At 68.8% G+C, this 24684-nt stretch carries 24 protein-coding genes; 16 read left to right on the top strand and 8 right to left on the bottom strand.

Annotation, left to right across the window (positions count from 1 at the left end; translation table 11 throughout):
* Positions 1-53 precede the first annotated feature (53 nt).
* Positions 54-707, bottom strand: coding sequence for a hypothetical protein (locus HWX76_RS26105; RefSeq protein WP_089488814.1), 654 nt, complete (start codon positions 705-707; stop codon positions 54-56).
* A 545-nt stretch (positions 708-1252) separates the two neighbouring features.
* Here HWX76_RS26105 and HWX76_RS26100 point away from each other — a divergent pair.
* The 5 genes from HWX76_RS26100 to HWX76_RS26080 all read left to right on the top strand — a co-directional run bounded on the left by HWX76_RS26100 (position 1253) and on the right by HWX76_RS26080 (position 5524).
* Positions 1253-1537, top strand: a complete 285-nt coding sequence (locus HWX76_RS26100; RefSeq protein ID WP_080334357.1) for a phosphopantetheine-binding protein — start codon at positions 1253-1255, stop codon at positions 1535-1537.
* A gap of 67 nt (positions 1538-1604) precedes the next feature.
* On the top strand, positions 1605-2321 hold the full coding sequence (fabG, locus tag HWX76_RS26095) for a 3-oxoacyl-ACP reductase FabG (protein WP_089488813.1): 717 nt from the start codon (positions 1605-1607) through the stop codon (positions 2319-2321).
* A 37-nt stretch (positions 2322-2358) separates the two neighbouring features.
* The gene (locus HWX76_RS26090) at positions 2359-3651 is read left to right on the top strand and encodes an endoribonuclease L-PSP (protein WP_089488812.1); all 1293 of its coding nucleotides are present in this window, start codon (positions 2359-2361) and stop codon (positions 3649-3651) included.
* A 125-nt stretch (positions 3652-3776) separates the two neighbouring features.
* Positions 3777-4559, top strand: a complete 783-nt coding sequence (locus HWX76_RS26085) for a glycosyltransferase family 2 protein (protein ID WP_050016685.1) — start codon at positions 3777-3779, stop codon at positions 4557-4559.
* A 203-nt stretch (positions 4560-4762) separates the two neighbouring features.
* Positions 4763-5524, top strand: a complete 762-nt coding sequence (locus tag HWX76_RS26080) for a M48 family metalloprotease (protein ID WP_050016683.1) — start codon at positions 4763-4765, stop codon at positions 5522-5524.
* A 112-nt stretch (positions 5525-5636) separates the two neighbouring features.
* Here the strand turns inward: HWX76_RS26080 and HWX76_RS26075 are convergent, their stop codons facing one another.
* From HWX76_RS26075 to HWX76_RS26060, 4 genes are read right to left on the bottom strand one after another with little or no spacing between them, the layout of a single operon-like run.
* Positions 5637-7337, bottom strand: coding sequence for a lactate permease LctP family transporter (locus tag HWX76_RS26075; protein WP_050016681.1), 1701 nt, complete (start codon positions 7335-7337; stop codon positions 5637-5639).
* A gap of 50 nt (positions 7338-7387) precedes the next feature.
* Complete coding sequence (locus tag HWX76_RS26070) at positions 7388-8833, bottom strand: LutB/LldF family L-lactate oxidation iron-sulfur protein (protein WP_176016559.1); 1446 nt, start codon at positions 8831-8833, stop codon at positions 7388-7390.
* Positions 8830-9555: a lactate utilization protein C gene (locus HWX76_RS26065; protein ID WP_124681292.1), complete on the bottom strand. Its 726-nt coding sequence runs from the start codon at positions 9553-9555 to the stop codon at positions 8830-8832. Before HWX76_RS26065 ends, HWX76_RS26070 begins: the two co-directional genes overlap by 4 nt.
* Positions 9552-10349 carry a (Fe-S)-binding protein gene (locus HWX76_RS26060; RefSeq protein ID WP_050016677.1) on the bottom strand — a complete coding sequence of 266 codons (798 nt, stop codon included), beginning with the start codon at positions 10347-10349 and terminating at the stop codon, positions 9552-9554. The genes HWX76_RS26065 and HWX76_RS26060 overlap by 4 nt, the downstream gene beginning before the upstream one ends.
* Before the next feature lie 128 nt (positions 10350-10477).
* Here HWX76_RS26060 and HWX76_RS26055 point away from each other — a divergent pair, with 128 nt between their 5' ends.
* From HWX76_RS26055 to HWX76_RS26035, 5 genes are all read left to right on the top strand, one after another.
* Entirely contained in the window at positions 10478-11194 is a 717-nt protein-coding gene (locus HWX76_RS26055) for a FadR/GntR family transcriptional regulator (protein WP_050016675.1), read from the top strand.
* A 148-nt stretch (positions 11195-11342) separates the two neighbouring features.
* Positions 11343-12965, top strand: coding sequence for a phospholipase D family protein (locus HWX76_RS26050; protein ID WP_050016719.1), 1623 nt, complete (start codon positions 11343-11345; stop codon positions 12963-12965).
* Positions 12966-13202: 237 nt separating this feature from the next.
* Positions 13203-13976 (top strand): class II aldolase/adducin family protein, encoded by a 774-nt coding sequence (locus tag HWX76_RS26045; protein ID WP_089488811.1) that lies wholly within the window; start codon positions 13203-13205, stop codon positions 13974-13976.
* Positions 13977-14305: 329 nt separating this feature from the next.
* Complete coding sequence (locus tag HWX76_RS26040; RefSeq protein ID WP_050016671.1) at positions 14306-14740, top strand: CHRD domain-containing protein; 435 nt, start codon at positions 14306-14308, stop codon at positions 14738-14740.
* Between the two features lie 89 nt (positions 14741-14829).
* On the top strand, positions 14830-15792 hold the full coding sequence (locus HWX76_RS26035; RefSeq protein WP_050016670.1) for an alpha/beta hydrolase: 963 nt from the start codon (positions 14830-14832) through the stop codon (positions 15790-15792).
* Here HWX76_RS26035 and HWX76_RS26030 read toward each other — a convergent pair.
* On the bottom strand, positions 15762-16604 hold the full coding sequence (locus HWX76_RS26030) for an EcsC family protein (protein ID WP_124557572.1): 843 nt from the start codon (positions 16602-16604) through the stop codon (positions 15762-15764). The two genes, HWX76_RS26035 and HWX76_RS26030, sit on opposite strands and share 31 nt — an antisense overlap.
* Positions 16605-16711: 107 nt before the next feature.
* Here HWX76_RS26030 and HWX76_RS26025 point away from each other — a divergent pair, with 107 nt between their 5' ends.
* Positions 16712-18307, top strand: coding sequence for an MDR family MFS transporter (locus HWX76_RS26025; RefSeq protein WP_124631941.1), 1596 nt, complete (start codon positions 16712-16714; stop codon positions 18305-18307).
* 54 nt (positions 18308-18361) lie between these two features.
* On the top strand, positions 18362-18808 hold the full coding sequence (locus tag HWX76_RS26020) for a MarR family transcriptional regulator (RefSeq protein WP_124557571.1): 447 nt from the start codon (positions 18362-18364) through the stop codon (positions 18806-18808).
* Between the two features lie 138 nt (positions 18809-18946).
* On the opposite strand, the gene HWX76_RS26015 is transcribed toward HWX76_RS26020, so the two are convergent.
* Both HWX76_RS26015 and HWX76_RS26010 read right to left on the bottom strand, forming a co-directional pair.
* Positions 18947-19528 carry a DJ-1/PfpI family protein gene (locus HWX76_RS26015; RefSeq protein ID WP_059580784.1) on the bottom strand — a complete coding sequence of 194 codons (582 nt, stop codon included), beginning with the start codon at positions 19526-19528 and terminating at the stop codon, positions 18947-18949.
* A gap of 157 nt (positions 19529-19685) precedes the next feature.
* Positions 19686-20966, bottom strand: coding sequence for an amino acid deaminase (locus tag HWX76_RS26010; protein WP_124631942.1), 1281 nt, complete (start codon positions 20964-20966; stop codon positions 19686-19688).
* A gap of 118 nt (positions 20967-21084) precedes the next feature.
* On the opposite strand from HWX76_RS26010, the gene HWX76_RS26005 reads away from it, so the two are divergent.
* The 4 genes from HWX76_RS26005 to HWX76_RS25990 all read left to right on the top strand — a co-directional run.
* The gene (locus tag HWX76_RS26005; RefSeq protein ID WP_124557569.1) at positions 21085-22023 is read left to right on the top strand and encodes a MurR/RpiR family transcriptional regulator; all 939 of its coding nucleotides are present in this window, start codon (positions 21085-21087) and stop codon (positions 22021-22023) included.
* 2 nt (positions 22024-22025) lie between these two features.
* Positions 22026-23507 (top strand): D-aminoacylase, encoded by a 1482-nt coding sequence (locus HWX76_RS26000; RefSeq protein WP_089488810.1) that lies wholly within the window; start codon positions 22026-22028, stop codon positions 23505-23507.
* Between the two features lie 78 nt (positions 23508-23585).
* Positions 23586-23972 carry a RidA family protein gene (locus HWX76_RS25995; RefSeq protein ID WP_050016655.1) on the top strand — a complete coding sequence of 129 codons (387 nt, stop codon included), beginning with the start codon at positions 23586-23588 and terminating at the stop codon, positions 23970-23972.
* 284 nt (positions 23973-24256) lie between these two features.
* A partial coding sequence (locus HWX76_RS25990; RefSeq protein ID WP_176016558.1) for a DUF1493 family protein occupies positions 24257-24684 on the top strand: 428 nt, incomplete at its 3' end.

Here is a 24684-nt window from a genome sequence, read left to right as displayed (position 1 = left end):
GTCAAGACGGAAACGAAGGCCGGCGCGGCCGCGGGGCCGCGCCGGTCATGAATTCATCGCGAGCCCTGCGATGCGTGGGTCGACGCGCGATACGCGCGCACCGCGTCGACCATCCGCGGCCGCGGCTCGTGCGGCAGCGCGAAACGCCGGCACGCATGCTCGGCCGCGAACATCACAGCGACGAGCGGCAGCGACAGATAGTTCGCGAAGGTCGACCACGTGACGATCGACGCGGTCGCGAACAGCAGTGTCGACACGGCGGCGATCGCGACGAAGAACAGCGTCCACGCGAGCGTGATCCGCCGCGTGTAGCGCGCGACGGCCGGCGTGACCGTGCCGTGGATCATCGCCGCGAAGCGCGTGCACAGCGGCACCTCGCCGGCCACGAGGGTGCGGCCGAACAGCAGCGCCATCGCGACGTTGAAGCTCGCGTGCTCCAGATACAGGCCCCATTCGAAGTGCCGCGCGAGCGGCGCGTGCGCGGCCCACAGCGCGGCGGCAACCAGCAGCCAGGCCGGCACGAACCACGCGCGCCGTGGCGAGCGCAGCGCCGCGCCCAGCGCGAGCAGCAGCGGCGGCACGAGCGCCATCGCGAGACCGAAGCCGTGCGCGCCGGGTGTCGCGCTCGCGTAGTGCGCGCCGGCCTGGTAGGCGGCCACGGCGCCGACTGCGGCGACACCGCGCACGACGGCCAGCAGCCGGCTCATCGGCGGCCTCCGGGCGCGCGGCGCGCGCGGCGGTCGGCGGCCGGGCTGCAGCGGCTGACGGGCGGGCGAACCGGAACGGCGCGCAAGGGCGGATGCGGCATGACTGGAAACATCGGGCGGATCGTGGACGGACGCGGGGCGGGCCGTCAAACATCATATGAATGGTGGCCGGGACGCGGGTCCGGGCCGCTGGTCGGGCACGCTCATTTTAGGGCCGCTGCCGCGCGGGTTCGGGGCGGCGGCGACCGGGTTTTGTAACGGATTGTATGGCACCGGACGAACGATTTCGCGGGGTCGGTCCATTTCCATCCAAAGCGGCTCAAGCGTCTCGTGCGTTCGCGCCCGAAACGGGCCGCGGCGATGGCTCGCCAGTCTTGTAACCATTCGCGGTATACGACCCGATACCCTTCCTCTAGAATCCGCGTAACTTTTACAAACGATCCCCAACGACGCAGGCGGGGAAGCCGGCAGACGCCGGAGGGACGGAGATTTCGCACGCGCCGGGCGTGCCCGACGGTTGCCGTTTCCGTGCACCTCCCGCTGCCATGGGCCGCCTGCACGCACCCATGATGAACGCACTGGAACAAGAGCTCGCCACGCTGATCATCGGCGAATTGAATCTCGACGACGTCCCGCTCGACACAGTGACGGCCGACATGCCGCTGTATGGCGAAGGTTTCGGGCTCGACTCCATCGACATCCTGGAAATCGCGCTGCTGATTTCGAAGAAATACGGCTTCGAACTGCGCTCGGACAATCCGGACAACCAAAAGATCTTTGCGACGCTCGGTGCGCTGGCGGCCTACGTCGCCGCGCATCGCACGAAGTGACGACGGCGCTCGACGGACGACGCGGCCGCGTCGATCGAGGTGACAACGCGATGAACGGAGCCATTCGATGCGGGCGCTCGTGACGGGCGGCAGCGGCGCACTCGGGCAGGCAATCTGCACGGCGCTCGCGCAGGCCGGCCATGAAGTGTGGGTGCAGGCGAACCGCCATCTCGCGCAGGCGGAGGCCGTCGCGCAGCAGATCGTCGCGGCCGGCGGCGCCGCGCACGCGATCGCGTTCGACGTGACCGATGCCGATGCGACGCTCGCCGCGCTGCAGCCGTTCATCGACGATGCGCCGGTGCAGATCCTCGTCAACAACGCGGGCATTCACGACGACGCGCCGATGGCCGGCATGTCGCGCCGGCAATGGCACAGCGTGATCGACGTGACGCTCAACGGCTTTTTCAACGTCACGCAGCCGCTGCTGCTGCCGATGATCCGTACGCGGCGCGGCCGAATCGTCAACATCGCGTCGGTGGCCGGCGTGACCGGCAATCGCGGGCAGGCCAACTACGCGGCCGCGAAGGCGGGGCTGATCGGCGCGACGAAGTCGCTGTCGCTGGAGCTCGCGTCGCGTGGCATTACCGTGAACGCGGTGGCGCCCGGCATCATCGCGTCGCCGATGGCCGAGCACGCGTTTCCCACCGAACGCATCAAGCAGCTCGTGCCCGCGCAGCGCGCGGGCCGGCCCGACGAAGTCGCGGCGATGGTCGCGTACCTGGTGTCCGACGCCGCGGCCTATGTGACGGGGCAGGTGTTGTCGGTCAACGGCGGGCTCGCGTGACGAAGCGCGCCGCGTTGGCCTGACGTAACGCAACGCGGTGCAGTGCCGCGTGGTCGCGCGGCCTGCGCCGCATAGTGAGGAAATCGAAGTGTCCGTGCATCCAGCCCACGCCGAACGGCGCCCAAGTTCGCCGTTGCCCGTCGCCCCGGCGTTCGCGCACGTCGGCGGCCGCGCACTGCGGCTCGTCCAGATGAGCGATGCGCGGCTCGTCGCGCTGCTGCACGACGCGCGCAGCCGGGGCGACGGACTCGATCGCGTGTTTCCCGGCGCGCTGGGTGCGGTGTGCATCGGCGCACCGGGCGCGCAGCACGCGTCGCGCGCGCAGGCGCTGGCGCGGATGCTGACCGATGCCGCGCCCGACCTGCCGGTCGCACCGGTGCAGATGACGCTGCTCGGTGCCGAAGCCGCACCGGGCGATGCCGTCTGCGAACTGTGGCAATGCGATGCGCACGACCTGCGCAGCGAACGGCGCGGTGCGCTGCACTACCGCTACAGCGAAACGGCGGGGCTCGTGTTCGGCAGCCTCGTCGTGCACGAGACGGACGCGGCGTACGACGCGCCGCACGACGGCGGCACGCCGCTCGAACGCGCGACATTCGACGCGTACCGCGCGCTGTTCGACCTGCTCGATACGCTCGGCACGCCGCATCCGCTGCGGATCTGGAACACCGTGCCGGCGATCAACGCGGTGCAGCGCGGGATCGAGCGCTATCGTCAGTTCAATATCGGTCGTCAGCGTGCGTTCGATGCGTGCCGACGCGCGCTCACGGGCAGCGTGCCGGCCGCGTGCGCGCTCGGTTCGGTCATGCCGGTCGCGGGCGAAGCATCGCCGGCCGCGCCGCTCGCGATTCATTTCCTCGCGAGCCGCACGCCGGCCGATTCCATCGAGAATCCGCGTCAGGTCAGCGCGTATCACTATCCGGCGCAGTACGGCCCGCGTGCGCCGACGTTCGCGCGCGCGGCCGCGTGGGCCGCCGACCATGCGGCGCCGGTGCTGTTCGTCTCGGGCACCGCGAGCATCGTCGGGCACCGTACCGTGCATCGCGGCGACGTCGTCGCGCAGACGCGCGAGACGGTCGCGAATCTCGCGGCCGTGCTCGAGCAGGCCGCGCGGCAGGGGCACGGCCCGTTCTCGCTCGCCGACCTGAACTATCGCGTCTACGTGCGCGACGCCGGCGATACCGCGGCGCTGGCCGCGATCGATCGCGTGCTGCGCGACACGGCCGGTCCTCACGTTCGGCCGCTGTTCGTGCATGCGGACGTGTGTCGCGACGACCTGCTGGTCGAAATCGAGGCCAGCGCCGGTCATGCGATGGAGTGGCTGTCATGAAGCGCGAACGCCTCGCGATCGGGCAGCCGGCCGGGCCTGCGGCCGGCGTCGACGACGCGTGCCGGCGTTCGTCGGCAAGTCATACACTTTTGTCAGGCTCCCCGTCTTCCCCATCGGCTGTTCCCATGTCCAAGCTGCACGCGTCGTCCACCCATCTCGTCCTGATTCCGAGCTACAACCCGGGCGCCAAGGTCGACACGACCGTGCGCAATGCCCGCGCGCAATGGAATCCGGTGTGGGTCGTCGTCGACGGCAGCACCGACGGCAGCGCCGAACGGCTGCAGGCGATGGCCGGGCGCGATCCCGGCCTGCGCGTGATCGTGCTGCCGGAGAATCGCGGCAAGGGCGCCGCGGTGCTCGCGGGGCTCGACGCGGCGGCCGCGAGCGGCTTCACGCACGTGCTGACGATGGATTCCGACGGCCAGCATCCGGCCGACCTGATTCCCGCGTTCATGGCGGCGTCGCAGGCCGCTCCCGACGCGATGGTGCTCGGCGTGCCGAAGTTCGACGCCAGCGCGCCGCAGTTGCGCGTGCAGGGGCGCCGGCTGTCGAACGCGTGGGCCGACCTCGAGACGCTGTGGGCCGGGATCGGCGATTCGCTGTACGGCTTCCGCGTGTATCCGGTCGCCCCGCTGGCGGCGATCATGCGGCGCCAGCCGTGGATGCGCGGCTTCGACTTCGATCCCGAAGCGGCCGTGCGGCTGTGCTGGGCCGGCGTGCGCCCGATCCGCATCGACGCGCCGGTGCGCTATTTCGGCCGCCACGAAGGCGGCGTGTCGCATTTTCACTACGGCCGTGACAACGCGCTGCTTGCGTGGATGCACCTGCGCCTGTTCGCCGGCTTCGCGATGCGGCTGCCGATGCTGGTCGCGCGCCGCCTGACGCGGCGCCGCGACCGGACGGCCTGAGCGAAGGCCGGTCCGCTTTCGTTGCCGGCCGCCGCGCCGGGCGCGGCGATTGCCATGCTTTTCGTCGTCAATCCGGGGCCGGATCGCCGCGTCATGTCAATCTGCTGAGTAATGAGCGTGTCATCCGATGTAAACAACTGGTAATTTTCTGCCGGATTATGCAAAATCGCCGCTCCCAAATACAACTATCGAGGGATTCCGGGATGCAACTCAAGAAAGCGGTGGCGGCGTGTGGCGTGGCGTTTCTGTTGAGCGCGTGCGGCGGGGTGCAGAGCCTTGACGCGAACAGCCTGACGTCGGCGGGGACCAACCTGTACAAGGCGGCGACGCTGTCGGACAGCGATATCGCCGCGCTGTCGAACGAGTCGTGCAAGTCGAGCGACGCCGAATCGAAGATCGCCGCGCCGAACAGCGCGTACGCGAAGCGCCTGACGAAGGTGATGAAGGGCTTCGGCGACATGACGCTGAACGGCCAGAAGATCAACTACAAGGTCTACATGACCAAGGACGTCAACGCGTGGGCGATGGGCAACGGTTGCGTGCGCGTGTACAGCGGCCTGATGGACATGATGAACGACGACGAGCTGCGCGGCGTGATCGGCCATGAAATGGGCCACGTCGCACTCGGTCACTCGAAGAAGGCGATGCAGACGGCGTACGCGGTGAGCGCGGCGCGCACCGCGGCCGGCGCGGCATCGCCGGGCGTGGCGGCGCTGACGAGCTCGCAACTCGGCGACATCACCGAGAAGTTCATCAACGCGCAGTTCTCGCAGACGCAGGAAAGCGCGGCCGACGACTACTCGTTCGACCTGATGAAGCAGAAGAGCATGAACCAGAAGGGTCTCGTCACCGCGTTCCAGAAGCTCGCGCAACTGGACGGCGGCAAGAGCTCGATGATGAGCTCGCACCCGTCGTCGTCGAGCCGTGCGCAGCACATCCAGGATCGCATCGCGAAGGGCAGCTGATCGCACGACGAATCGCCGGCCGTCCGCGCCGGCGACCGGCAAGCGACATGAAAAACCCCACGCCCGTTGTTCGGGCGTGGGGTTTTGTCTTTGGGGCCTGCCTGCGCGCCGCTTACGGCACCATCCCCGGCAGCACGTACGCCTGCACGAGCGTGATCAGCCCGACGATCACCGCGAACAGCAGGCTGTGCCGCACCGTGAAGCGGAACAGCTCCGATTCCTTGCCGACGAGGCCCGTCGCCGCGCACGCGACCGCGATCGATTGCGGCGAGATCATCTTCGCGGTCACGCCGCCCGTCGTGTTCGCGGCGACCGCGAGCGTTTCGGGCACGCCGAGCTGATGCGCGGTGGCCTGCTGCAGCGAGCAGAACAGCGCGTTCGACGACGTGTCCGAGCCGGTCAGGAACACGCCGAGCCAGCCGAGGAACGGCGAGAAGAACGGGAACGCGCCGCCGGTCGCGGCCAGCATCAGCGCGAGCGTCGACGACATCCCCGAGTAGTTCGCGACGAACGCGAACGCGAGCACGAGGCCGATCGACAGGATCGGGCGCGTCAGTTCCTTCAGCGTCTCGCCGAACGTGACGAGCGCGTCGCGCGGCTTCATCCGCAACAGCGCCATCGAGATCAGCGCGGTCACGAGGATCGCGCTGCCGACCGCCGACACGAGATCGAGCTTCAGCACCGCGTCGAGCGCCTTCGGCGTCGCGGCGATCGGCGCGGTCTTCACGACGAGCTGGTCGAGCCCGGCCACGTGAAACTTCAGCACGGTCGACGCGAGCGCGCCGTGCGCGGCGAACAGCGCCTTGAACGGCGCGATGCTCCACACGGTGACGACGGCCGTCAGGATCAGGAACGGCGACCACGCGCGCACGGTTTGCGCGAGCGTGTACGGCGACGCCTGGCGGCTCGTGCCCGCTCCGTTGCCGCCCGCGCCGAATCCGGCGAGCGCCGCACCGCCGCCGGACGCGACGATGCCGCCGGCCGTCTGCTTCGCGCTGCTCGGCTGCCAGACCTTCAGGAACGCGGCGAGCGACACGAGGCTGACGAGCGACGACGTGATGTCCGGCAGCTCGGGCCCGATGTGGTTCGACGTGAAGTACTGCGTGACCGCGAAGCTGCCGCCCGCGACGAGTGCGGCCGGCCACGTCTGCCGGACGCCGCGCAGCCCGTCCATCATGAACACGAGCCAGAACGGCACCGCGAGCGACAGCAGCGGCAGCTGACGGCCGGCCATCGCGCCGATGTGGAACGCGTCGATGCCCGTCACCTGCCCGGCGACGATGATCGGAATGCCCATCGCGCCGAACGCGACCGGCGCGGTGTTTGCAATCAGACACAGTCCGGCCGCATGCAGCGGCTTGAAGCCGAGGCCGACCAGCAGCGCGGCCGTGATCGCGACGGGCGCGCCGAAGCCGGCCGCGCCTTCGAGAAACGCACCGAACGAGAAGCCGATCAGCAGCATCTGCAGCCGCTGGTCGTCGGTGATCGACAGCACCGACGCGCGGATGACGTCGAACTGGCCGGTCTTCACGACGATCTTGTACAGGAACACCGCCGCGACGATGATCCACGCGATCGGCCACAGGCCGTACGCGAAGCCGAAGCCGGCCGCCGCGAGCGCCTGCGGCACGGGCATGCCGTACGCGACGATCGCGACGCCGAGCGCCAGCAGCAGCGTGATCGCGGCCGCGACGTGGCCCTTCATCCGCAACGCGGCGAGCGCGACGAAAAAGAAGATGATCGGAATCGCGGCGACGAGCGCCGACAGCCCGAGGCTGCCGAGCGGGGTGTAGATCTGGTGCCAAACCTGCATGGTTGTCTCCTCCATGGATTTATCGGGGTACGGGTTTGAAAGCGGATGCGCTATTCGGGCTGGCCGCGGGCGCGCAGCAGGTCGGACAGGCTGCGCGGCGCCGGTTCGAGTGGCGTGCGGTGCTGCGTCCAGCCCAGTTGTTTCGCGGGCGTGAGCGCCCGCAGGCGCGTCGCGGCCCAGCGGAACGCGCGGTACGCGCGCGGATGCGCGAACGCGCCCGACCAGAAGCGCCACACGAGTTCTTCCGTGCGGTGGTAGTTCGCGCCCTGGCCGCGCAACGGATGCGCGACCGGTTCGTCGGGCTTGCGGTTCGCTTCGGTGCGCAGCCGCACGAGCAATTGCGGGATCGGGATGCGCACCGGGCACACCTCGCCGCATGCGCCGCACAGCGTCGATGCGGTCGGCAGGTCGGCCGTCGCGTCGAGGCCGAGCAGGTGTGGCGAGATGATCTTGCCGATCGGGCCCGGGTAGGTCGTACCGTATGCGTGGCCGCCGATGCGCGTATAGACGGGGCAGTGATTCATGCACGCGCCGCAGCGGATGCATTGCAGCGTCGCGCGCAACTGTTCGTCCGCGTACGCCTGCGTGCGGCCGTTGTCGAGCAGCACGAGATGCAGCTCGCGCGGGCCGTCGCGTTCGCCGTCGCGGCGCGGGCCCGAGATCAGGTTGAAGTAGGTCGTGATCGCCTGGCCGGTGGCCGAGCGCGTGAGCAGGCTCGACAGCGGCACGATGTGCTCGAGTTTCTCGACGACCTTCTCGATCCCCATGATCGCCACGTGCGTGTCGGGCACCGTCGTCGACAGGCGGCCGTTGCCTTCGTTCTCGACGAGCCACAGCGTGCCCGTGTCGGCCGCCGCGAAATTGACGCCGGACAGGCCGATGTCCGCTTCCGCGAACGCGCGGCGCAGCGCGCGCCGGCCGGTCTGGATCAGCTCGTCGACGTCTTCCGTGTAGCGCGCGCCGGGGAGGTGCGCCTCGAACAGTTCGGCGATGTCGCCGCGGGTCTTGTGGATCGCCGGCATCACGATGTGCGACGGCTTCTCGCCCGCGAGCTGCACGATGAATTCGCCCATGTCGGATTCGATGCAGTCGACCCCGTGCTCGGCGAGGTAATGATTCAGCTCGATTTCCTCGCTCGCCATCGACTTGCCCTTGATCACGCGGCGCGCCTTCTTCGCCTGCGCGATGCCGAGCACGATCGCGTTCGCATCGGCGGCCGTCTCGGCCCAGTGCACGTGCACGCCGGCTGCGGCGAGCTTCGTCTCCAGCCGTTCGAGCAGCGCGGGCAGTTGCGCGAGCGCGTGCTGCCGGACGGCTTCGCCGAGATCGCGCAGCTGCTGCAGCTCGGTGTCGTCGGGGAATTGCGTCGCGCGCTTGCCCTGCAGGAAGTCCATCGCGCCGCGAAAGCTCCGGCGCAGCGCCGGATCGTCGAGCGCGTCGCGTGCCCGGCTCTTGAAGTCGCCGGGGGCGACGAATTGCAGCGGGTGGTCGCTCATCGCGGCAGGTCCTCGCAAGCGGGGGCGGCCGGCGGCGCGGCCGAATCGGTGACGATCACGACCCACAGGCGGCGCGGGCCGTGCGCGCCATAGGCGAGCGTCTGCTGGATGTCGGACGTCTTCGACGGGCCCGATACCAGCACGAGGTTGGTCGGCATGCCGGCTGGCCAGCGCTCCGCGTGCACGGCGGCGTGCAGGTCCGCATGCAGTGTGTTCGCATGGACGAGCGCGACGTGCAGCGGCGGCACCAGCGACACCGTGCGCGGCGTGCCGGCATCGGGCGCGAGCACCAGGGTGCCGGTGGCCGCGATGCCCGAGCGTGCGACGGTGAAGCCCGCGTCGATCGTGTCGAACAGTTCGGTTTTCCACGCGTCGATCGGCCGGTCGAACGGCACCGGCGCGACCGTCTCGGGCAGCGCGCGGGCGAGCGCCGCGGATTCGGCGCGGGCCGGGTCGAGCAGCAGGCGGCGCACGCCGGCGTCGGCCAGGCGTGCGGCGAGCTGCGCGGGCCATGCGTCGGCGGTTGCGCACCAGACTTCGGCGTGCGACGCGGCAAGTGCCGTCTGCATCGCCCGCACGCGTGCATCGGCGGCGGGGCCGGCCGATGCACGGCGCGTGTCGTAATGCGCGTCGATGCGTGCATCGAGCGCCGGCGCGGCGTTCGTCGCGACGCCCGGTGCGGCGGCGCGCAGCCGCGCGAGGATCGCGTCGCGCGCGCTCATTTCGATGCTCCGCGCAGCGAGCCGGCGCCAGCCGTGCGGCGCCACAGGAAGCTCGCGAGATGTTCGACGGGCAGCGCCGCGCCGGCCTTGGCCGCGGCGTGGCCGATGTTCAGCAGGCAGCCGCAGTCGGCCGACACGAGCCGGTCGCAGCCGGTCGCGCACGCCGACGCGACCTTGTCGCGCACCATCGCGCCGGAGATGTCCGGATGCTTCAGCGAGAACGTGCCGCCGAAGCCGCAGCATTCGGATTCGCGTTCGTGTTCGATGCGCGTCACGCCCGGCAGCGCGTCGACGAGCGCGACGCCGTGCACGCGCGTGCCCATCTCGCGCCGTGCCGCGCACGACGTGTGCAGCACGACGCGTTCGTCGGGTCCGGCGTCGGCCATGACCGCGTCGAGCTGCACGTCGAGCACATGGATGAGGAATTCGGCGAGTTCGTAGGTCCGCTCCGCGATCGCGCGTGCTTTCGGGCCGTGAACGGGATCGTCGGCGAACAGCGCCGGCCAGTGGTGCCGGATCATGCCCGCGCACGAGCCGGACGGCACGATCACCGGCCACGGTTGCGCGAACAGGTCGAGCTGCGCGGCCGCGACGCGGCGCGCCTCGTCGGGATTGCCGCTGCTGTAGGCCGGCTGCCCGCAACAGCTCTGGCCGCGCGGATAGTGGACCGTCAGGCCCTCGCGTTCCAGCAGGCGGACCGCGTCGAGCCCCGCTTCGGGGACGAACAGGTCGACCAGGCAGGTCGCGAACAGATAGACGTGCGCGGGGGCGGTGGGGTACGGCCGTGGGTTCATGTCTCGCTCCAGAGGCGACGACCCGGCGTGCGGAGCGTCGATTTCGCTGCATAATTCCCCCGTCCGCGCCGCAGCTCAAATTGGTTGGGCCAATCGGGGCGGCATGCATTCCGCGGGGAGACGCGACGATGGCGGCGATGACGGCACGGGGCCGGACCGAAGTGGTGATGCGCAAGATCGAGACGGCACTGCTCGACGGCACGTGGCCGGCCGGCGCGCGGCTGCCGGCCGAGCGCGTGCTCGCGCAGCAGTACGGCGTCGCGCGCAATACGGTGCGCGAGGCGACCCAGCGGCTCGTCGCGCGCGGGCTGCTGCAGAGCCGGCGCGGCGCGGGCGTCTACGTGACCGACCAGTTGCGCGCCGGCATCGCGTCGCCGTGGGGCCAACTGGTCGCCGATCATCCGGCGCTGCGCGACGACATCCTCGAATTCCGCCGCGTGCTGGAAGGCGCGACCGCCTATTTCGCCGCGCTGCGCGCCGATGCGAACGACCGGCGCCGGATTCGCGCGCTGCTGCGCGAGCTCGAAACCGCGCACGCGAACGACGATGCGGCCGTCGAAGCCGCGACCGATGCGAAGCTGCACGAGGCGATCGCGCTCGCGTCGCACAACACGATGTTCCTGCACCTGCATACGAGCGTGATCGGAATGTTGCGCGAGCACATTTCGATCAACGTGGCCGGGATGACGACGGAGGACGAGCAGGCATCCGAGTTGCTGTTGTTGCAGCACCGGGTGGTGTGCGACGCGATTTGCGCGCACCGCCCCGAAGAGGCGCGCACCGCGATGCAGACGCATATCGACTACGTGCGCAGCCATTTCGAGCGCAGCGGCGATGCGTCATGAGATTGGTCGGACCAGCGGCTGCGATGGCCTGCGGGGCCGGCCCAATTGACCGGTTCGTCGGGCGCCCACTAGAATCGATCGCAACCCCTTGTCAGCCGCGCGCCGCGGCGATGACGTGCCCATTGATCCGACTGTCGAGGAAGCTTTCGTGCTCACGTCCCTGATCCGGCGCGCACCGGCCACGCCGTCGTGGCGCGCCGCATGCCGCCAGGCCCGCGCGCTGATCGTCTGCGCGCTGCTGCCGCTCGCCGCGTGCGCGACGCATCCGCCCGCCACCTCGCTCGATCGCCCCGTCTCGCACGCGTTGTCGGCCGATACCGCGACACCGTTGCACGCTGCGCTGGCCGCGCCGGAAGCCGCGCATCCGGGGCAGTCCGGCTTCCGGCTGCTGGCCGACGGCGCCACCGCGTTGCAGATGCGCATCGCGCTCGCGCGGGCGGCGACGAAGACGCTCGACATGCAGTACTACATCGCGACCGAGGATACGACCGGCAAGCTGCTGCTCGGCGCGGCGCTGTACGCGGCCGATCGCGGCGTGCGCGTGCGGATGCTGGTCGACGACCTGAACTTCGACGATATCGACCGCGTGATGGCTGCGCTCAATACGCACCAGAACATCGAGATCCGCGTGTTCAACCCGTTCGGCGCATCGCAGCGCGGCGTGGTCGAGCGCACGGCCAACTTCTTCACGCGGATCGACAGCTTCACGCGCCGGATGCACAACAAGGCGATGATCGCGGACAACCAGCTCGCGATCGTCGGCGGCCGCAATCTCGGCGACGAATACTTCAGTGCGAGCCCGACGCTCCAGTTCCGCGATCTCGACGTGCTGGCGGCCGGCCCCGTGACCCACGACATCTCGAAGAGCTTCGACGAATACTGGGCGAGCGCGAGCAGCTATCCGTTGCGGGTGCTCAATCATCAGAAGTTCGATCCGAAGGATCTCGACGCGATGCGCGACGAGTTGCGCGACCACTGGCGCAAGAATGCCGATCCGTACAACGCGAAGCCGCTGAACGCGACGCCGCTCGCACGGCAGATCGCACGCGACGAACTCGAACTCGTGTGGGCGCCGGCCGAATTCAAGGTCGATGCGCCGACCAAGGTCGCGCGGCCGACCGGCACCTACGTGAGCCCGCCGATGCAGCGCCTGGCGGAGCTGACGCGCGGCGCGCAGAAGGAATTCCTCGCGTTTTCGCCGTACTTCGTGCCGCACGACGCCGGCGTGAAGATCCTCGGCGATACGGCCGCGCGCGGCGTGCGCGTCGCGATCGTCACGAATTCGCTCGCGGCGACCGATGCGGTCGCGGTGCAGGCCGGCTATGCGCCGTACCGCGTGCCGCTGCTGCAGCGCGGCGTCGAGCTGTACGAATTCAAGTCGCAGCCCGACCAGCAGCCCGCGCGGCTGTTCGGGTCGCGCTCGCGTGCGAGCCTGCATGCGAAGGCGTACGTGATCGACCGGCAAATCCTCGTGATCGGCTCGCTGAACCTCGACCCGCGTTCCGCGTACCTGAACACCGAGCTCGCGCTCGTGATCCACAGCCCGGTGCTCGCGCAGCAGGCCGAGGCGATCTTCGCGCGCGTGACGCAGCCGGACGAAAGCTACCGCGTCACGCTCGCGAAGCGGACCGACGGCAGCCCGCCCGCGCTCGAATGGACGGGCACCGAAGGCGGCCAGACGACCACCTATCACGTCGACCCGCATGCGGGGCTGCTGCGCAACGTGATGACGGGCATCTTCACGCTGCTGCCGGTCGACGACCAGTTGTAAGGGCGGGAACGGCTCCGGCAAAACCCGCGATACCGGTGCGCGGGGAAAGATGATATGGTTGTGCGCGCAACGATATGGGTATCGTGAAGCGCGCCGGCGGATCGCACAATGCGGGCCGGAACGGTGCGCCGCACCTGCGCGATACGCGGCGCACGCATCGCTTGCGGCGCCGGCAGACGAGGACGATGCGCGGCGCCGCTCGCCGCGGCCGCGCGTCGCCCGCAACCGGAGTTCCCCATGCAACGTGTACCGAACCAGCCGTTCACGCGCCCCGCGCGCTTCTCCGAAGCCGAATGGCAGGCGCGTGTGCAGCTCGCGGCCGCCTACCGCATCTTCGATCACCTCGGCTGGACCGAGCTGATCTACAACCATATCTCGCTGCGCGTGCCGGGCGAGGACGGTCATTTCCTGATCAACCCGTTCGGGCTTCATTACCGCGAGGTGTGCGCGTCGAACCTCGTGAAGATCGACATCGACGGCAACGTGATCGGCCATTCCGACTGGCCGATCAATCCGGCCGGTTTCACGTTCCACAGCGCGATCCATGCGGCGCTGCCCGATGTGCATTGCGTGATGCACGTGCACACGACGCCGACGATGGCCGTGTGCTGTTCGCGCGACGGGCTGTCGTTCTCGAATTTCTATTCGGCGCAGCTGTACGGGAAGATCGCGTATCACGACTTCGAGGGCATCACCGTGCATCTCGAGGAAGGCCGGCGCATCGTCGACAGCGCGGGCGGGCGGCCCGTGCTGCTGCTGCGCAACCACGGGCCCGTGACGATCGGCGCGACGCTCGCGCAGACGTTTTCGCTGATGTGGCTGCTCAACCGTGCGTGCGAGGTGCAGGTCGCGACGCAGGCGATCGGCGATGCGCTGCCGATTGCGCCGCTCGTGCTCGAAGGGTGCGTGCGCGATTCGCTGAATTTCGACCCGAAGCATGGCGCGGGGCAGGACGCGTTCGACGCGCTGCAGCGGATCGTCGACCGGATCGATCCCGGCTATCGTGCATGAGGCGCGGCGCATGCAAAAAAAACGCGGCCGGGTGGCCGCGTGAATACTCGCAGACTCCTTCGGACGAAGGAAACAAGCAACTGTGGAACGAAGTGTAGCGAAAGGCCGCGCATGGATTCAGCCGTCAGGCTGCAAAGGTCTGTTCCAGCGTGACGCAGACTGGCGCGAGCGGCGTCGCGCAGGATCGTCGGCCGTGCGCGGTGCGCCGACAGGCGGTGCGGCGATTCGCAGCATGGCCGTTCGGCGGACTGTCGGCGCGGCGGCGATCGACTACCATCATGCGTAGCGCCCCCGTTCCGGCGGCGTACCACGTCGTACAAGGAGAACCCATGCTCAAGCTGCGTTTGCTCCAGGTCGCGTTATTCGCGGGTGTGCTGGCCGCCGGCAGCGCCGCTGCCGAGACGGTGCGCCTGTCCGCCAGTCTGCAGCCGTCGAGCGAAGTGCCGCCGACGGCGACCAAGGGCTCGGGCGCCGTCGCCGCCACCTACGACACGGCCACCCGCCTGCTGCAGTGGACGGTCACGTACGAACACCTCACGGGGCCGGCCACGGCCGCGCATTTCCACGGGCCCGCGCCGGTCGGCCAGAACGCCGGCGTGCAGGTGCCGATCCCGAAGGACGAGCTGGCGAGCCCCATCAAGGGTTCGAAGGCGCTCACCGACGAGCAGGTCACCGACCTGATGGGCGGCAGGTGGTACTTCAACCTTCATACGAAGGAACACCCGTCGGGCGAGATCCGCGGGCAGATGATGCCGGCGAACTGAGCGCCGGCGTGTGGCGTAGAGGCACCTGTCGAGCGACGCGGGAGCGTTCGCACGTACCATCGTCACATTGCGATGACGGAGTGCGTCCGATGAGTTGGCAAAGCAAGTTCGCCTGCTGGCTGCTGCGCTGGCAGTTTCGTCCGGAAACCACGCGCGAGGTGCTCGACCCCGCGCGTGCCCGGCGCTTTACCGACCTGCGGATGATCGTGCCGCGCCGGGCGCCGTCGGGCTACCGGCTGCGCCAGTGTTACGGCCCGGGCGACGCGCCGCTGCGCGGCGAATGGCTCGAGCGCACCGACTCGAGCGCGGCGCGCGGGCCCGGCCGCACGCTGCTGTATTTCCATGGCGGCGGCTACTACTTCTGTTCGACGAAAACCCACCGCCCGCTGGTGTTCGGGCTGACGAAGCGCGCGGGCGTGCGTTCTTTCTCGCTCGACTACCGGCTCGCGCCCGAAAACCGCTTCCCGGCCGCACTCGACGATGCGCTCGCCGCGTATCGGCAACTGCTGGCGCTCGGCACGCCGCCCGAGTCGATCGTGTTCGGCGGCGATTCCGCGGGCGGCGGCCTCGCGCTCGCGACGCTCGTCGCGCTGCGCGATCGCGGCGAGCCGCTGCCGGCCGGCGCGATCCTGTTCTCGCCGTGGACGGACCTGGCCGGCACCGGCGACACGATGCGCAGCAACGACGGCCGCGACCCGATGTTCGCGGCCGCCGCGCTGCCGAAGGCCGCGAAGCTGTATCTCGGCGACGCGCCGGCGACGCATCCGTACGCGTCGCCGCTCCATGCGGACTTCGCGGGCTTGCCGCCGCTATACATCCAGGTCGGCAGCACCGAAGTGCTGCTCGACGATTCGCGCCGCGTCGCCGACAAGGCGAAGGCGGCCGGCGTTCAGGTGGAAATCGAGGTGTGGCCCGACATGCCGCACGTGTGGCAGCTGTACGCGCCGATGGTGCCGGAAGCGCGCGATGCGCTCGACCGCGCGGCCGCGTTCGTGCGCCGCGTCGCGGTCGCGCGCGCGGTTCAGCGTGCGGGCGAGGCGTCGATCGTCTGATAGGCGGCCTTGACGGCCACCGAACCGTACTTGCGTTCGAGCCGGCGCACGGTGAAGTGGCCGTGCGCCATCTGCTGGAAGTGGTCGATGAACAGCGTGTTGACGGTCGCGCCGAGCACGGCGCCGATCGCCGGGATCGACTTCGCGGCCATCTGCTCGGTCACCTGCACCGAGAAGCGCGACGCCACCGTCTGCACGAGCTTGAACACGGCCGCCGAGCTGTGCGCGGCGATGCCTTTGGCCGTGATGTCCGACGACGCCTTCGAGATCGCCTGCGCGAGCGCGCCGCGCAGCACGAAATAGCCGAGATCGGCGTCCTCCTCCTGCTTGTCCGGGTTGCCGCCCATGCCGAGCACGGCCAGGCATTGCAGCTGCGTATCGACCGACGTCAGGTCCTCGCCTTCGCTGCGTGCAATGTCGCATACCGAGCGGAAGATCAGCGTGGTCGTCACCGGCAGCTCGACCGGCAGCGCGAGAAAGCCGAACGCGCCGCCCGCCGCGCCGGTCGTCGCGACCGCGAGCTTGTGCAGCAGGTTGCTCGGCTTCTCGGGTTCGGCGTCCGGCGCCTGCGGCTTGCCGAGCGTGCGCAGCGCGATGTTCAGGCACTTGCGCAGCGCGAGCTGCGTCGCATCGTTGATCTTGCCGGTCGCGAAGTCCGGCAGCCGCGCGATCATTTTCTCGACCGGCGCGCCGAGCACGCCCGTCAGCTTCATCGTCAGCGACGGGCTTTCCAGCACCTGCTTCGCGCGCCGCAGCGCGTCCCGATCCTCCGGCGACAGCGTCGCGGCGGGGGAAATTGAAATCGGTTCCATCTCTCTCCTTGGCGTGAACGGGCCCTGAACCCATCGCCAGCCTAGATTACTCCGGCGTGCTAGAATTTTGAGATTCTTTGACTCGGCAAAAGTTGCATCGACAAAAAATGGCCGTCCACACTGCCGCCCACCATTCGAGCGGGCAAGTCCTGCCGTTCCGCGAATCGCTGCTCGCGATGATCGGGATCTCGTTCGTCACCATGCTGGTCGCGCTGGACCAGACGGTCGTCGGCACCGCGCTGCCGACCATCGTCGCCGAACTCCGCGGCTTCGACCTGTATGCGTGGGTCGCGACCTCGTATCTGCTCAGTTCCGTGATCACGGTGCCGATCTTCGGCCGGCTCGGCGACTATTACGGCCGCAAGCCGTTCGTGATCGCGTCGATCGTCGTGTTCACCGGCGCGTCGGTGCTGTGCGGGATGGCCAACGACATGCTGTCCCTCGTGCTCGCGCGGGGGCTGCAGGGAATCGGCGGCGGGATGCTGGTCGGCACCGCGTTCGCGTGCATTCCCGATCTGTTCCCCGATTCCGTCGTGCGGCTGCGCTGGCAGGTGCTGATGAGCTCGGCGTTCGGCATCGCGAACGCGGTCGGCCCGTCGCTCGGCGGCTTCCTGACCCAGTCGTTCGGCTGGCGTTCGGTGTTCTACGTGAACCTGCCGATCGGCATCTTGTCGTTGATCTTCGTGTGGCGCTACCTGCCGCATCTGCGCCACGTCGAGCATGATCGCAAGATGCGGCTCGACTGGCCGGGCGCGCTCCTGATCGCGCTGTCGCTCGGTGCGCTGCAGCTGTTCGTCGAATGGCTGCCGAAGTACGGCGCCGCGAGCTGGGCGTCGCTGCTGCTCGTCGTCGCGGTCGCGGCGGGCATCGGCCTGTGGCACTGGGAGAAGCGCTGCGCGCAGCCGATTCTGCCGTTCGACATGTTCGGCAACCGCGCGCTGTCCGCGCTGTTCGTGCTCGCGATCCTCGCCGGTTTCTCGATGTTCTCGCTGCTGTTCTACGCGCCGCTGCTGTTCCAGGGCGGCTTCGGGATGTCGCCGAAGGAGGCGGGGCTCGTGATCACGCCGCTCGTCGTGTTCATCACGATCGGCAGCATCATGAACGGTCGCGTCATCACGCGCATTCGCAACCCGAACACGATGCTGCACGTCGGCTTCGTGCTGTTCGCGCTCGCGTGCGCGGGCATCGTCGTGTCCACCCACGCGACGCCGGCCTGGATGCTGATGGCGCTGATGGTCGCGGGCGGCATCGGGCTTGGCTTCGTGCTGCCGAACCTGACCGTGTTCGCACAGCAGACGGCCGGCCGCGAGCATCTCGGCATCGCGACGGCGCTCTTGCAATCGTTGCGGATGGTCGGCGGGATGCTGGGCACCGCGCTCACCGGCACGCTCGTCAATCAGATGTATTCGGGCGGCGTGCGCAATGCGCTGTCGGCCGACCAGGCGATGCAGTGGCACGCGCGGCTCGCCGATCCGCAGATCCTGATCGATCGCGCGGCGCAGGGCGGTCTCGTCGCGGAGTTGACGCGTGCCGGGCATAATGGCGCGCTGCTGCTGGAAGCGGCCCGCGAATCGCTGGTCGGCGCGATTCACCTGGGCGTCGCGATGGCGGCGGTCGTCGCCGTGGTGTCGGTGTGGCAGTGCCGTCGCGTGCCGCCGATCGCGCTGCGGCGCAAGATCGAACCGCGCGTCGCGGCCGATTGACCGATCGGGCGAGCGATTCGACGACTCAACGATTCACCGGAACGAAATCAGCGCATGGAAGAACAGGACCGCGTCGCGATCTTGCAGCAATTCGGACGCACGTATCGCGCATTCATGACCGCGTTCGAGGCGCACGTCGGGCAGCCGATGCCACGCTGGCGCATCATGGTCGCGCTGCACACGATGGACGGGCATGCGTCGCAGAAGAAGCTCGTCGAGGTGCTGCGCATCGATCCGGGCGCGCTCACGCGCCAGTTGAAGTCGCTCGACGCGCTCGGCTGGATCGAGCGCGAATCGGACGCGCGCGACAACCGCGTGACCAACGTCACGCTGACGGACGCAGGGCGCGCCGCGTTCGACGCATGCCTGCCGCGCCGCAAGGCGTTTCTCGAACAGACGATGGCGCAGCTGCCGGACGACGTGCTGAATGCGCTGTCGGGCGCGCTCGCGATGCTGGAGTCGCGGATCGCGGACGTCGGATCGACGCCGGCGTCTCCCTGAAGGGTAGGCAGGGAAGCCGCAACAAGCATCGGGAGGCGGCACGAAAGGCGCGCGCCCCGGCGATCGTGGCCGGCGCGGCAAGCGGGTCGAACGTGCCCGCCGCCGGCCGGCTTTTCACTTCAACTCATCTCACGTCGTTCACAGCTCGATGCGCGTGCCGAGCAACGCGAGGAACTGCGCGAGCCACGCCGGATGCGCGGGCCACGCGGGCGCGGTGACGAACGGCGCGTCGGTGACGGCCGCGTCGACCGGGATGTCCGCGTATTCGCCGCCCGCGAGCTTCACCTCCGGCGCGCAGGCCGGGTACGCCGAAATGCGCTTGCCGCGGATCACGTCGGCGGCCGCGAGCAGTTGCGCCGCGTGGCAGATCGCCGCGATCGGCTTGCCGGCTTCGGCGAACGCGCGCACGAGCGAAATCACCTTCGGATCGAGTCGCAGGTATTCGGGCGCACGGCCGCCCGCGATCGCGAGCGCGTCGTAGCGCGCCGCATCGACGTCGTCGAACGCCGCGTTCAGCGTGAAGTTGTGGCCGGGCTTCTCGGTGTAGGTCTGGTCGCCTTCGAAATCGTGGATCGCAGTCTTGATCTTGTCGCCCGCGCGCTTGCCCGGGCAGACTGCATCGACGTGGTGGCCGACGGCCTGCAGCGCCTGGAACGGCACCATCGTTTCGTAGTCTTCGGCGAAATCGCCGGTCAGGAACAGGATCTTCTTCGCGGCCATGGCTTTCTCCAGTGAAGCAGCGTTGAAGGCCCGGTCGCGCCGTGCATGACGGCCGCGACGGGCCCCGAGGACGAAAGCGCAGTGTACTCCGGCCGATTGAAGCGCGCGTGACGGCCGCCGCGCGCGAGCGGCGGGGCGGCATCGCGCGCGGCGTGCGTCAGAAGAAGGTTTCGACGACTTCCGTCACGCGGAACTGCGGATCGAGCACGAGCACCTGGCGCCACTTGTCGAACGTCAGGCACGGGTGCGAGATGTCGAACGCGACCATGTCGCCGACCTTCACGTCCGCGCCCGGCGGGATCTGCAGGTACGCGTGCTGGTCCATCATCCCGGTGACGGCCCAGCCTTCGGCGGCGGCGACGTCGCGCGGCGCGGTGTCGCGGCCCGGCCGGAAGTGGCGCGCCGGTTCGGGCAGGCCCGCGTCGAACGCCGCATCGCGCTTGCCGAGCGCGACGATCGCGCGGTCGGCTTCCGGCACCGACTGCACGTACGCCCACAGCTGCAGCGCCGGCAGCAGCCCTTCGCCCATCGAGCGGGCGATCGGGTTGCGCGCGAACACGTCGGTCTGCGCTTTCTTGTAGATGCCGACGTCGTGCGTCAGGTAGCAGCCCGGACGCAGCACGACTTCCGCGAAGCCCGCGTCGGATGCCTTCCTGAATTCTTCCGCGACCACGTCGTACCACGCCGAACCGGCGCCGGACAGGATCGCCGGCGTGCGCGCGAAGCGGCCGGCTTCGGCCAGCTCGCGCGTGAGCGCGACCGCCTGCTGCAGGAACGCGCGGATCTCGCCTTCCTCTTTCAGCACGCCTTCATAGAGTTCGATGCCGGCCAGCTTCAGCGTGTCCGGATAGCGCGCGATCGCGGCCAGCACGGCCTCGCGCTGCGCGGCGTCGCGCACGCCCGCGCGGCCGCCCGGCACGCCAAGCTCGATCAGCACGTTCAGCGATTTCTTCGCGTCGCCGAAGAAGCGGCCGAGCTGGTCGACGCTGTCCGCGGAATCGACCAGACAGAAGAATTCGAAATCGGGATCGGACAGCAGCCCCGCGATGATCGTCATGTTCTGGCGGCCGACCAGCTGGTTCGCGAGCAGCACGCGCCGCACGCCGCCGTGATACGCGGCCTGCGTCTGGTGCGCGGTCGCGAGCGTGATGCCCCACGCGCCGGCGTCGAGTTGGCGGCGGAACAGTTGCGGCGCCATCGTCGTCTTGCCGTGCGGCGCGAACTTGACGCCGTATTGCTGCACGAACGCCTGCATCCAGTTCAGGTTGTGCTCGACGCGATCCTCGTAAAGCACGGCGGCCGGCAGGCTGACGTCTTCCGCGAGCAGGTTCCATTCGAGCCGGCCGGCGTCGCCGAGCGGCACGCTCGCGCTCGGCACATTGCCCAGGCCCTTGCCGAACGGATCGATCGTCGCTTCCTGATAGTTTGTAACTTTCATGTCATCCCGCTCCATCATCACTATGCATTGCACTGAAGTTGACATGCAGATGGTACAGAAAGTAGCATCGGCGCGGTGATGTTATTTAATAACATCGAGTTCCGCACCCTTTCCGTCGATGAACACGCCCGCTTCCCCGTCCGCTCCGCTTGCCGCCGAGTCTCATCCCGCGCTGGCCGCCCCGCCGGTCCTCGACATCGTCGCGCGGATCGCCGAGTGCGCGCCCGAGCTGCGCGAAGCCGAGCGCAAGGTCGCCGCGTTCATCCTCGCCGATCTGGCGCGCGCCGCGCATGCGAGCATCGGCGCGCTCGCGCGGGATGCGGAGGTCAGCGTCGCGACGGTCACGCGCTTTGCGAAGGCCGTCGGCTGCCGCGACGTGCGCGAACTGAAGGTGCTCGTCGCGCAGGCGGCGGCCGTCGGCCAGCGCTTCCTGGTGCCGTCCGACGACGCGCCGGCCGACGACGCGAGCCCCGCGTCGATGGTCTACGACGAGATTCGCGTGGCGCTCGCGCACAACCACCAACTGCTGCGCAACACGTCGTTCGATGCGGCGGCCGACCTGCTCGCCGGCGCGAAGATGACCTACGTGTACGGGCAGGGCGGCGGCTCGACCGCGCTGGCCGACGAGCTGCGCTTCCGGCTCGTGCGTTTCGGCCGGCCGGTCGCGAGCTACCAGGACAGCCTGCTGCAGCGGATGGTGGCCGCGACGCTGTCGAGCGACACCGCCGTCGTCGCGTTGTCGGTGAGCGGGCGCGTGCCCGAGCTGCTCGAAAGCTGCCGGCTCGCGAAGCGCTACGGCGCGAAGCTGATCGCGATCACCGCGCCGGCGTCGCCGCTCGCGAAGCTCGCCGACCACCTGATTCCCGTCGTCGCGTTCGAAACCGATTTCATCTACAAGCCGTCGACCTCGCGCTACGCGATGATGATGGCGATCGACGTGCTCGTCACCGGCGTCGCGTTGCGGCTCGGCGATGCGGGCCGGGAATCGCTGCGCCGCATCAAACACGCGCTCGATGCGCACCGCGGCGGCGGCGACCGTCAACCGGTAGGAGACTGACCATGCATTCGCATCCCGAAGCGGCCGATACGCTGATCGTCGGCGCGCAGCTGTACGACGGCACCGGCGCGCCGCCCGTCACGCGCGACGTCGCGATCCGCAACGGCCTGATCGCGGCGATCGGCAACCTGTCGAACTGGCTCGCCGAAAACGTCGTCGACGCGAACGGCCGTGCGCTCGCGCCGGGTTTCGTCGACGTGCACACGCACGACGACACGCACGTGATCCGCGCGCCGGAGATGATCCCGAAGATCTCGCAGGGCGTGACGACCGTGATCGTCGGCAACTGCGGGATCAGCGCATCGCCGGTGACGCTTGCCGGCGATCCGCCCGACCCGATGAACCTGCTCGGCGAGCGCGGTGCGTTCCGGTACCCGACCTTCGCCGCTTACGTCGCGGCCGTGAACGACGCGCGTCCGGCCGTGAACGTCGCGGCGCTCGTCGGCCATACGGCGCTGCGCAACAACCAGATGGACCGCCTCGACCGCGCGGCGACCGACGGCGAGATCGCCGGCATGCGCGCGCAGCTCGAGGAGGCGCTCGCGAACGGCGCGCTCGGCCTGTCGTCGGGCCTGGCGTACGGCTCCGCGTTCGAGGCGCCGACCGAGGAAGTGATGGCGCTCGCCGAGCCGCTCGCCCAGGCCGGCGCGCTGTACACGACGCACATGCGCACCGAGTTCGACGCGATCCTCGACGCGATGGACGAGGCCTATCGCGTCGGCCGCCACGCGCAGGTGCCGGTCGTGATCTCGCACCTGAAGTGCGCGGGCCCGTCGAACTGGGGGCGCAGCACCGAGGTGCTCGCGTCGCTCGAAGGCGCGCGCCGCTACCAGCCGGTCGGCTGCGACTGCTATCCGTACAGCCGCAGTTCGTCGACGCTCGACCTGAAGCAGGTGACCGGTGACATCGACATCACGATCACGTGGTCGGAGCCGCATCCGGAAGTCGCGGGCAAGCTGCTGAAGGCGATCGCGGCCGACTGGGGCATGACCGAGCAGGAAGCCGCGCAGCGCATTCGCCCGGCGGGCGCCGTGTACCACAACATGTCCGAGGACGACGTGCGCCGGATTCTGTCGCATCCGGCGACGATGGTGGGCTCGGACGGCCTGCCGAACGATCCGCTGCCGCATCCGCGGCTGTGGGGCGCGTTTCCGCGCGTGCTCGGCCATTACGTACGCGAGACCAACTTGCTGCCGCTCGAGGAGGCGATCCGCAAGATGACGTCGCTGTCCGCGCGCCGCTACGGGATCGCGAAGCGCGGCGAAGTGCATGTCGGCTACCACGCGGATCTCGTGCTGTTCGATCCGGCGAGCGTGATCGACGCGGCGACGTTCGAGAAGCCGCAACAGCCCGCGCACGGGATCGACGCGGTGTGGGTGAACGGCGTGCTGACCTACGAAAACGGCCAGCCGACCGGCGAGCGCGCCGGCGGTTTCGTCGCACGCGGCGAGCGTGTGCCGGCCAGCGCCGACGCGGCGTTCTGAACGCGGCGTGTGTTCCGATCTTCCGCGTGTGCCCAAGCCGGCGCGCGCATCCGTAACCGAAATGTGAGGAGTGAAACGATGAAGCGATATGGCGTAGGCGAAGCGAAGGGGACCGGCGGCCAGGTGATGCCGTTTGCACGCGCGGTCGAAGCCGACGGCTGGCTGTACGTGTCGGGCCAGACGCCGATGGTGAACGGCGAGGTCGTCGAAGGCGGGATCGTCACGCAGTCGAAGCAGACGATCGAGAACGTGATCGCGATCCTGAAGGAAGCCGGCTACGGCCTCGAGCACGTCGTGCGCTGCGGCGTGTGGCTCGACGACGCGCGCGATTTCGCGTCGTTCAACAAGGTGTTCGTGTCGTACTTCGGCGAGAACCCGCCGGCGCGGGCCTGCGTGCAGTCGAGCATGGTCATCGACTGCAAGGTCGAGGTCGATTGCATCGCTTACAAGCCGCCGGTGAAGTAACGCGGCGAGGGCGGAAGCTGTACAACAAGGCCGGTGCATGGACGTGCACCGGCCTTTTGCATTTGGCGAGATCGATGCGAGGGCGAGCAGATGAGCGGAGGGCGTTCAAATACAACTCGGTTGAAGTAGGTGCGAGCGGCCCGGAACTTTGCATTGTGTGACGAAGTTTTTCCAACGGGCCTCGACGTGACACCTGTCTGAGCGGACTGCGACAGCGAGCCGCAGATGCATGGCGCGATTCGCCGGGTACAACCGCCTTTCAATCCAGGGGGCGAGGTGTTTTGATGGAAAGCGTGCGTTGGGATGAGATCGAGGTCTTCGTCAGAGCAGAGGTAGGGCTTGGCAAATCGACGCCGTTGTTCGCCGCCACGAGGCTTTGGGAGGATCTTGGCCAGACCGGCGACGAAGCCGACGATTTCATGGGTCGCTTTTTCGAGCGTTTTTCCGTGGATGCCGGCGACTTCGATTTTCACCGGTATTTCCTGATTGAGGGCGAAGGGGGCTTCTATTCGTTGTTCCGTCGATGGGTGCTCCGAAAACCGCACGCTCTCGAACGGGAACCGATCACGCTGGCGATGCTGTACCGCGCAGCGGTTGAACGGAAATGGGATGCGCGACAACAGAGGTGGCCTCACTCGTTCGGACAGCTTTCTGAGATTTTTAAGTGGAGCGTCCGGGGCAATCATGCTGCCGATTTGATCGCAGGCAGCGT

Source organism: Burkholderia sp. BCC0398 (genome assembly GCF_902833245.1).
Taxonomy (GTDB): Bacteria; Pseudomonadota; Gammaproteobacteria; order Burkholderiales; family Burkholderiaceae; genus Burkholderia; species Burkholderia sola.
Note: the sequence above shows the minus strand (reverse complement) of the source record. Positions and strands in the feature narration are given on the sequence as shown.

Excerpts from the sequence above, each read along its gene's own strand:
- HWX76_RS26085 (WP_050016685.1), top strand. The coding sequence starts at position 3,777 with ATGTCCAAGCTGCACGCGTCGTCCACCCATCTCGTCCTGATTCCGAGC.
- HWX76_RS26060 (WP_050016677.1), bottom strand. The coding sequence starts at position 10,349 with ATGAACCCACGGCCGTACCCCACCGCCCCCGCGCACGTCTATCTGTTC.
- HWX76_RS26035 (WP_050016670.1), top strand. The coding sequence starts at position 14,830 with ATGAGTTGGCAAAGCAAGTTCGCCTGCTGGCTGCTGCGCTGGCAGTTT.
- HWX76_RS26015 (WP_059580784.1), bottom strand. The coding sequence starts at position 19,528 with ATGGCCGCGAAGAAGATCCTGTTCCTGACCGGCGATTTCGCCGAAGAC.
- fabG (WP_089488813.1), top strand. The coding sequence starts at position 1,605 with ATGCGGGCGCTCGTGACGGGCGGCAGCGGCGCACTCGGGCAGGCAATC.
- HWX76_RS26045 (WP_089488811.1), top strand. The coding sequence starts at position 13,203 with ATGCAACGTGTACCGAACCAGCCGTTCACGCGCCCCGCGCGCTTCTCC.
- HWX76_RS26070 (WP_176016559.1), bottom strand. The coding sequence starts at position 8,833 with ATGAGCGACCACCCGCTGCAATTCGTCGCCCCCGGCGACTTCAAGAGC.
- HWX76_RS26000 (WP_089488810.1), top strand. The coding sequence starts at position 22,026 with ATGCATTCGCATCCCGAAGCGGCCGATACGCTGATCGTCGGCGCGCAG.
- HWX76_RS26040 (WP_050016671.1), top strand. The coding sequence starts at position 14,306 with ATGCTCAAGCTGCGTTTGCTCCAGGTCGCGTTATTCGCGGGTGTGCTG.
- HWX76_RS26020 (WP_124557571.1), top strand. The coding sequence starts at position 18,362 with ATGGAAGAACAGGACCGCGTCGCGATCTTGCAGCAATTCGGACGCACG.
- HWX76_RS26030 (WP_124557572.1), bottom strand. The coding sequence starts at position 16,604 with ATGGAACCGATTTCAATTTCCCCCGCCGCGACGCTGTCGCCGGAGGAT.
- HWX76_RS26005 (WP_124557569.1), top strand. The coding sequence starts at position 21,085 with ATGAACACGCCCGCTTCCCCGTCCGCTCCGCTTGCCGCCGAGTCTCAT.
- HWX76_RS26105 (WP_089488814.1), bottom strand. The coding sequence starts at position 707 with ATGAGCCGGCTGCTGGCCGTCGTGCGCGGTGTCGCCGCAGTCGGCGCC.
- HWX76_RS26075 (WP_050016681.1), bottom strand. The coding sequence starts at position 7,337 with ATGCAGGTTTGGCACCAGATCTACACCCCGCTCGGCAGCCTCGGGCTG.
- HWX76_RS26010 (WP_124631942.1), bottom strand. The coding sequence starts at position 20,966 with ATGAAAGTTACAAACTATCAGGAAGCGACGATCGATCCGTTCGGCAAG.
- HWX76_RS26100 (WP_080334357.1), top strand. The coding sequence starts at position 1,253 with ATGGGCCGCCTGCACGCACCCATGATGAACGCACTGGAACAAGAGCTC.
- HWX76_RS25995 (WP_050016655.1), top strand. The coding sequence starts at position 23,586 with ATGAAGCGATATGGCGTAGGCGAAGCGAAGGGGACCGGCGGCCAGGTG.
- HWX76_RS26055 (WP_050016675.1), top strand. The coding sequence starts at position 10,478 with ATGGCGGCGATGACGGCACGGGGCCGGACCGAAGTGGTGATGCGCAAG.
- HWX76_RS26065 (WP_124681292.1), bottom strand. The coding sequence starts at position 9,555 with ATGAGCGCGCGCGACGCGATCCTCGCGCGGCTGCGCGCCGCCGCACCG.
- HWX76_RS26080 (WP_050016683.1), top strand. The coding sequence starts at position 4,763 with ATGCAACTCAAGAAAGCGGTGGCGGCGTGTGGCGTGGCGTTTCTGTTG.
- HWX76_RS26025 (WP_124631941.1), top strand. The coding sequence starts at position 16,712 with ATGGCCGTCCACACTGCCGCCCACCATTCGAGCGGGCAAGTCCTGCCG.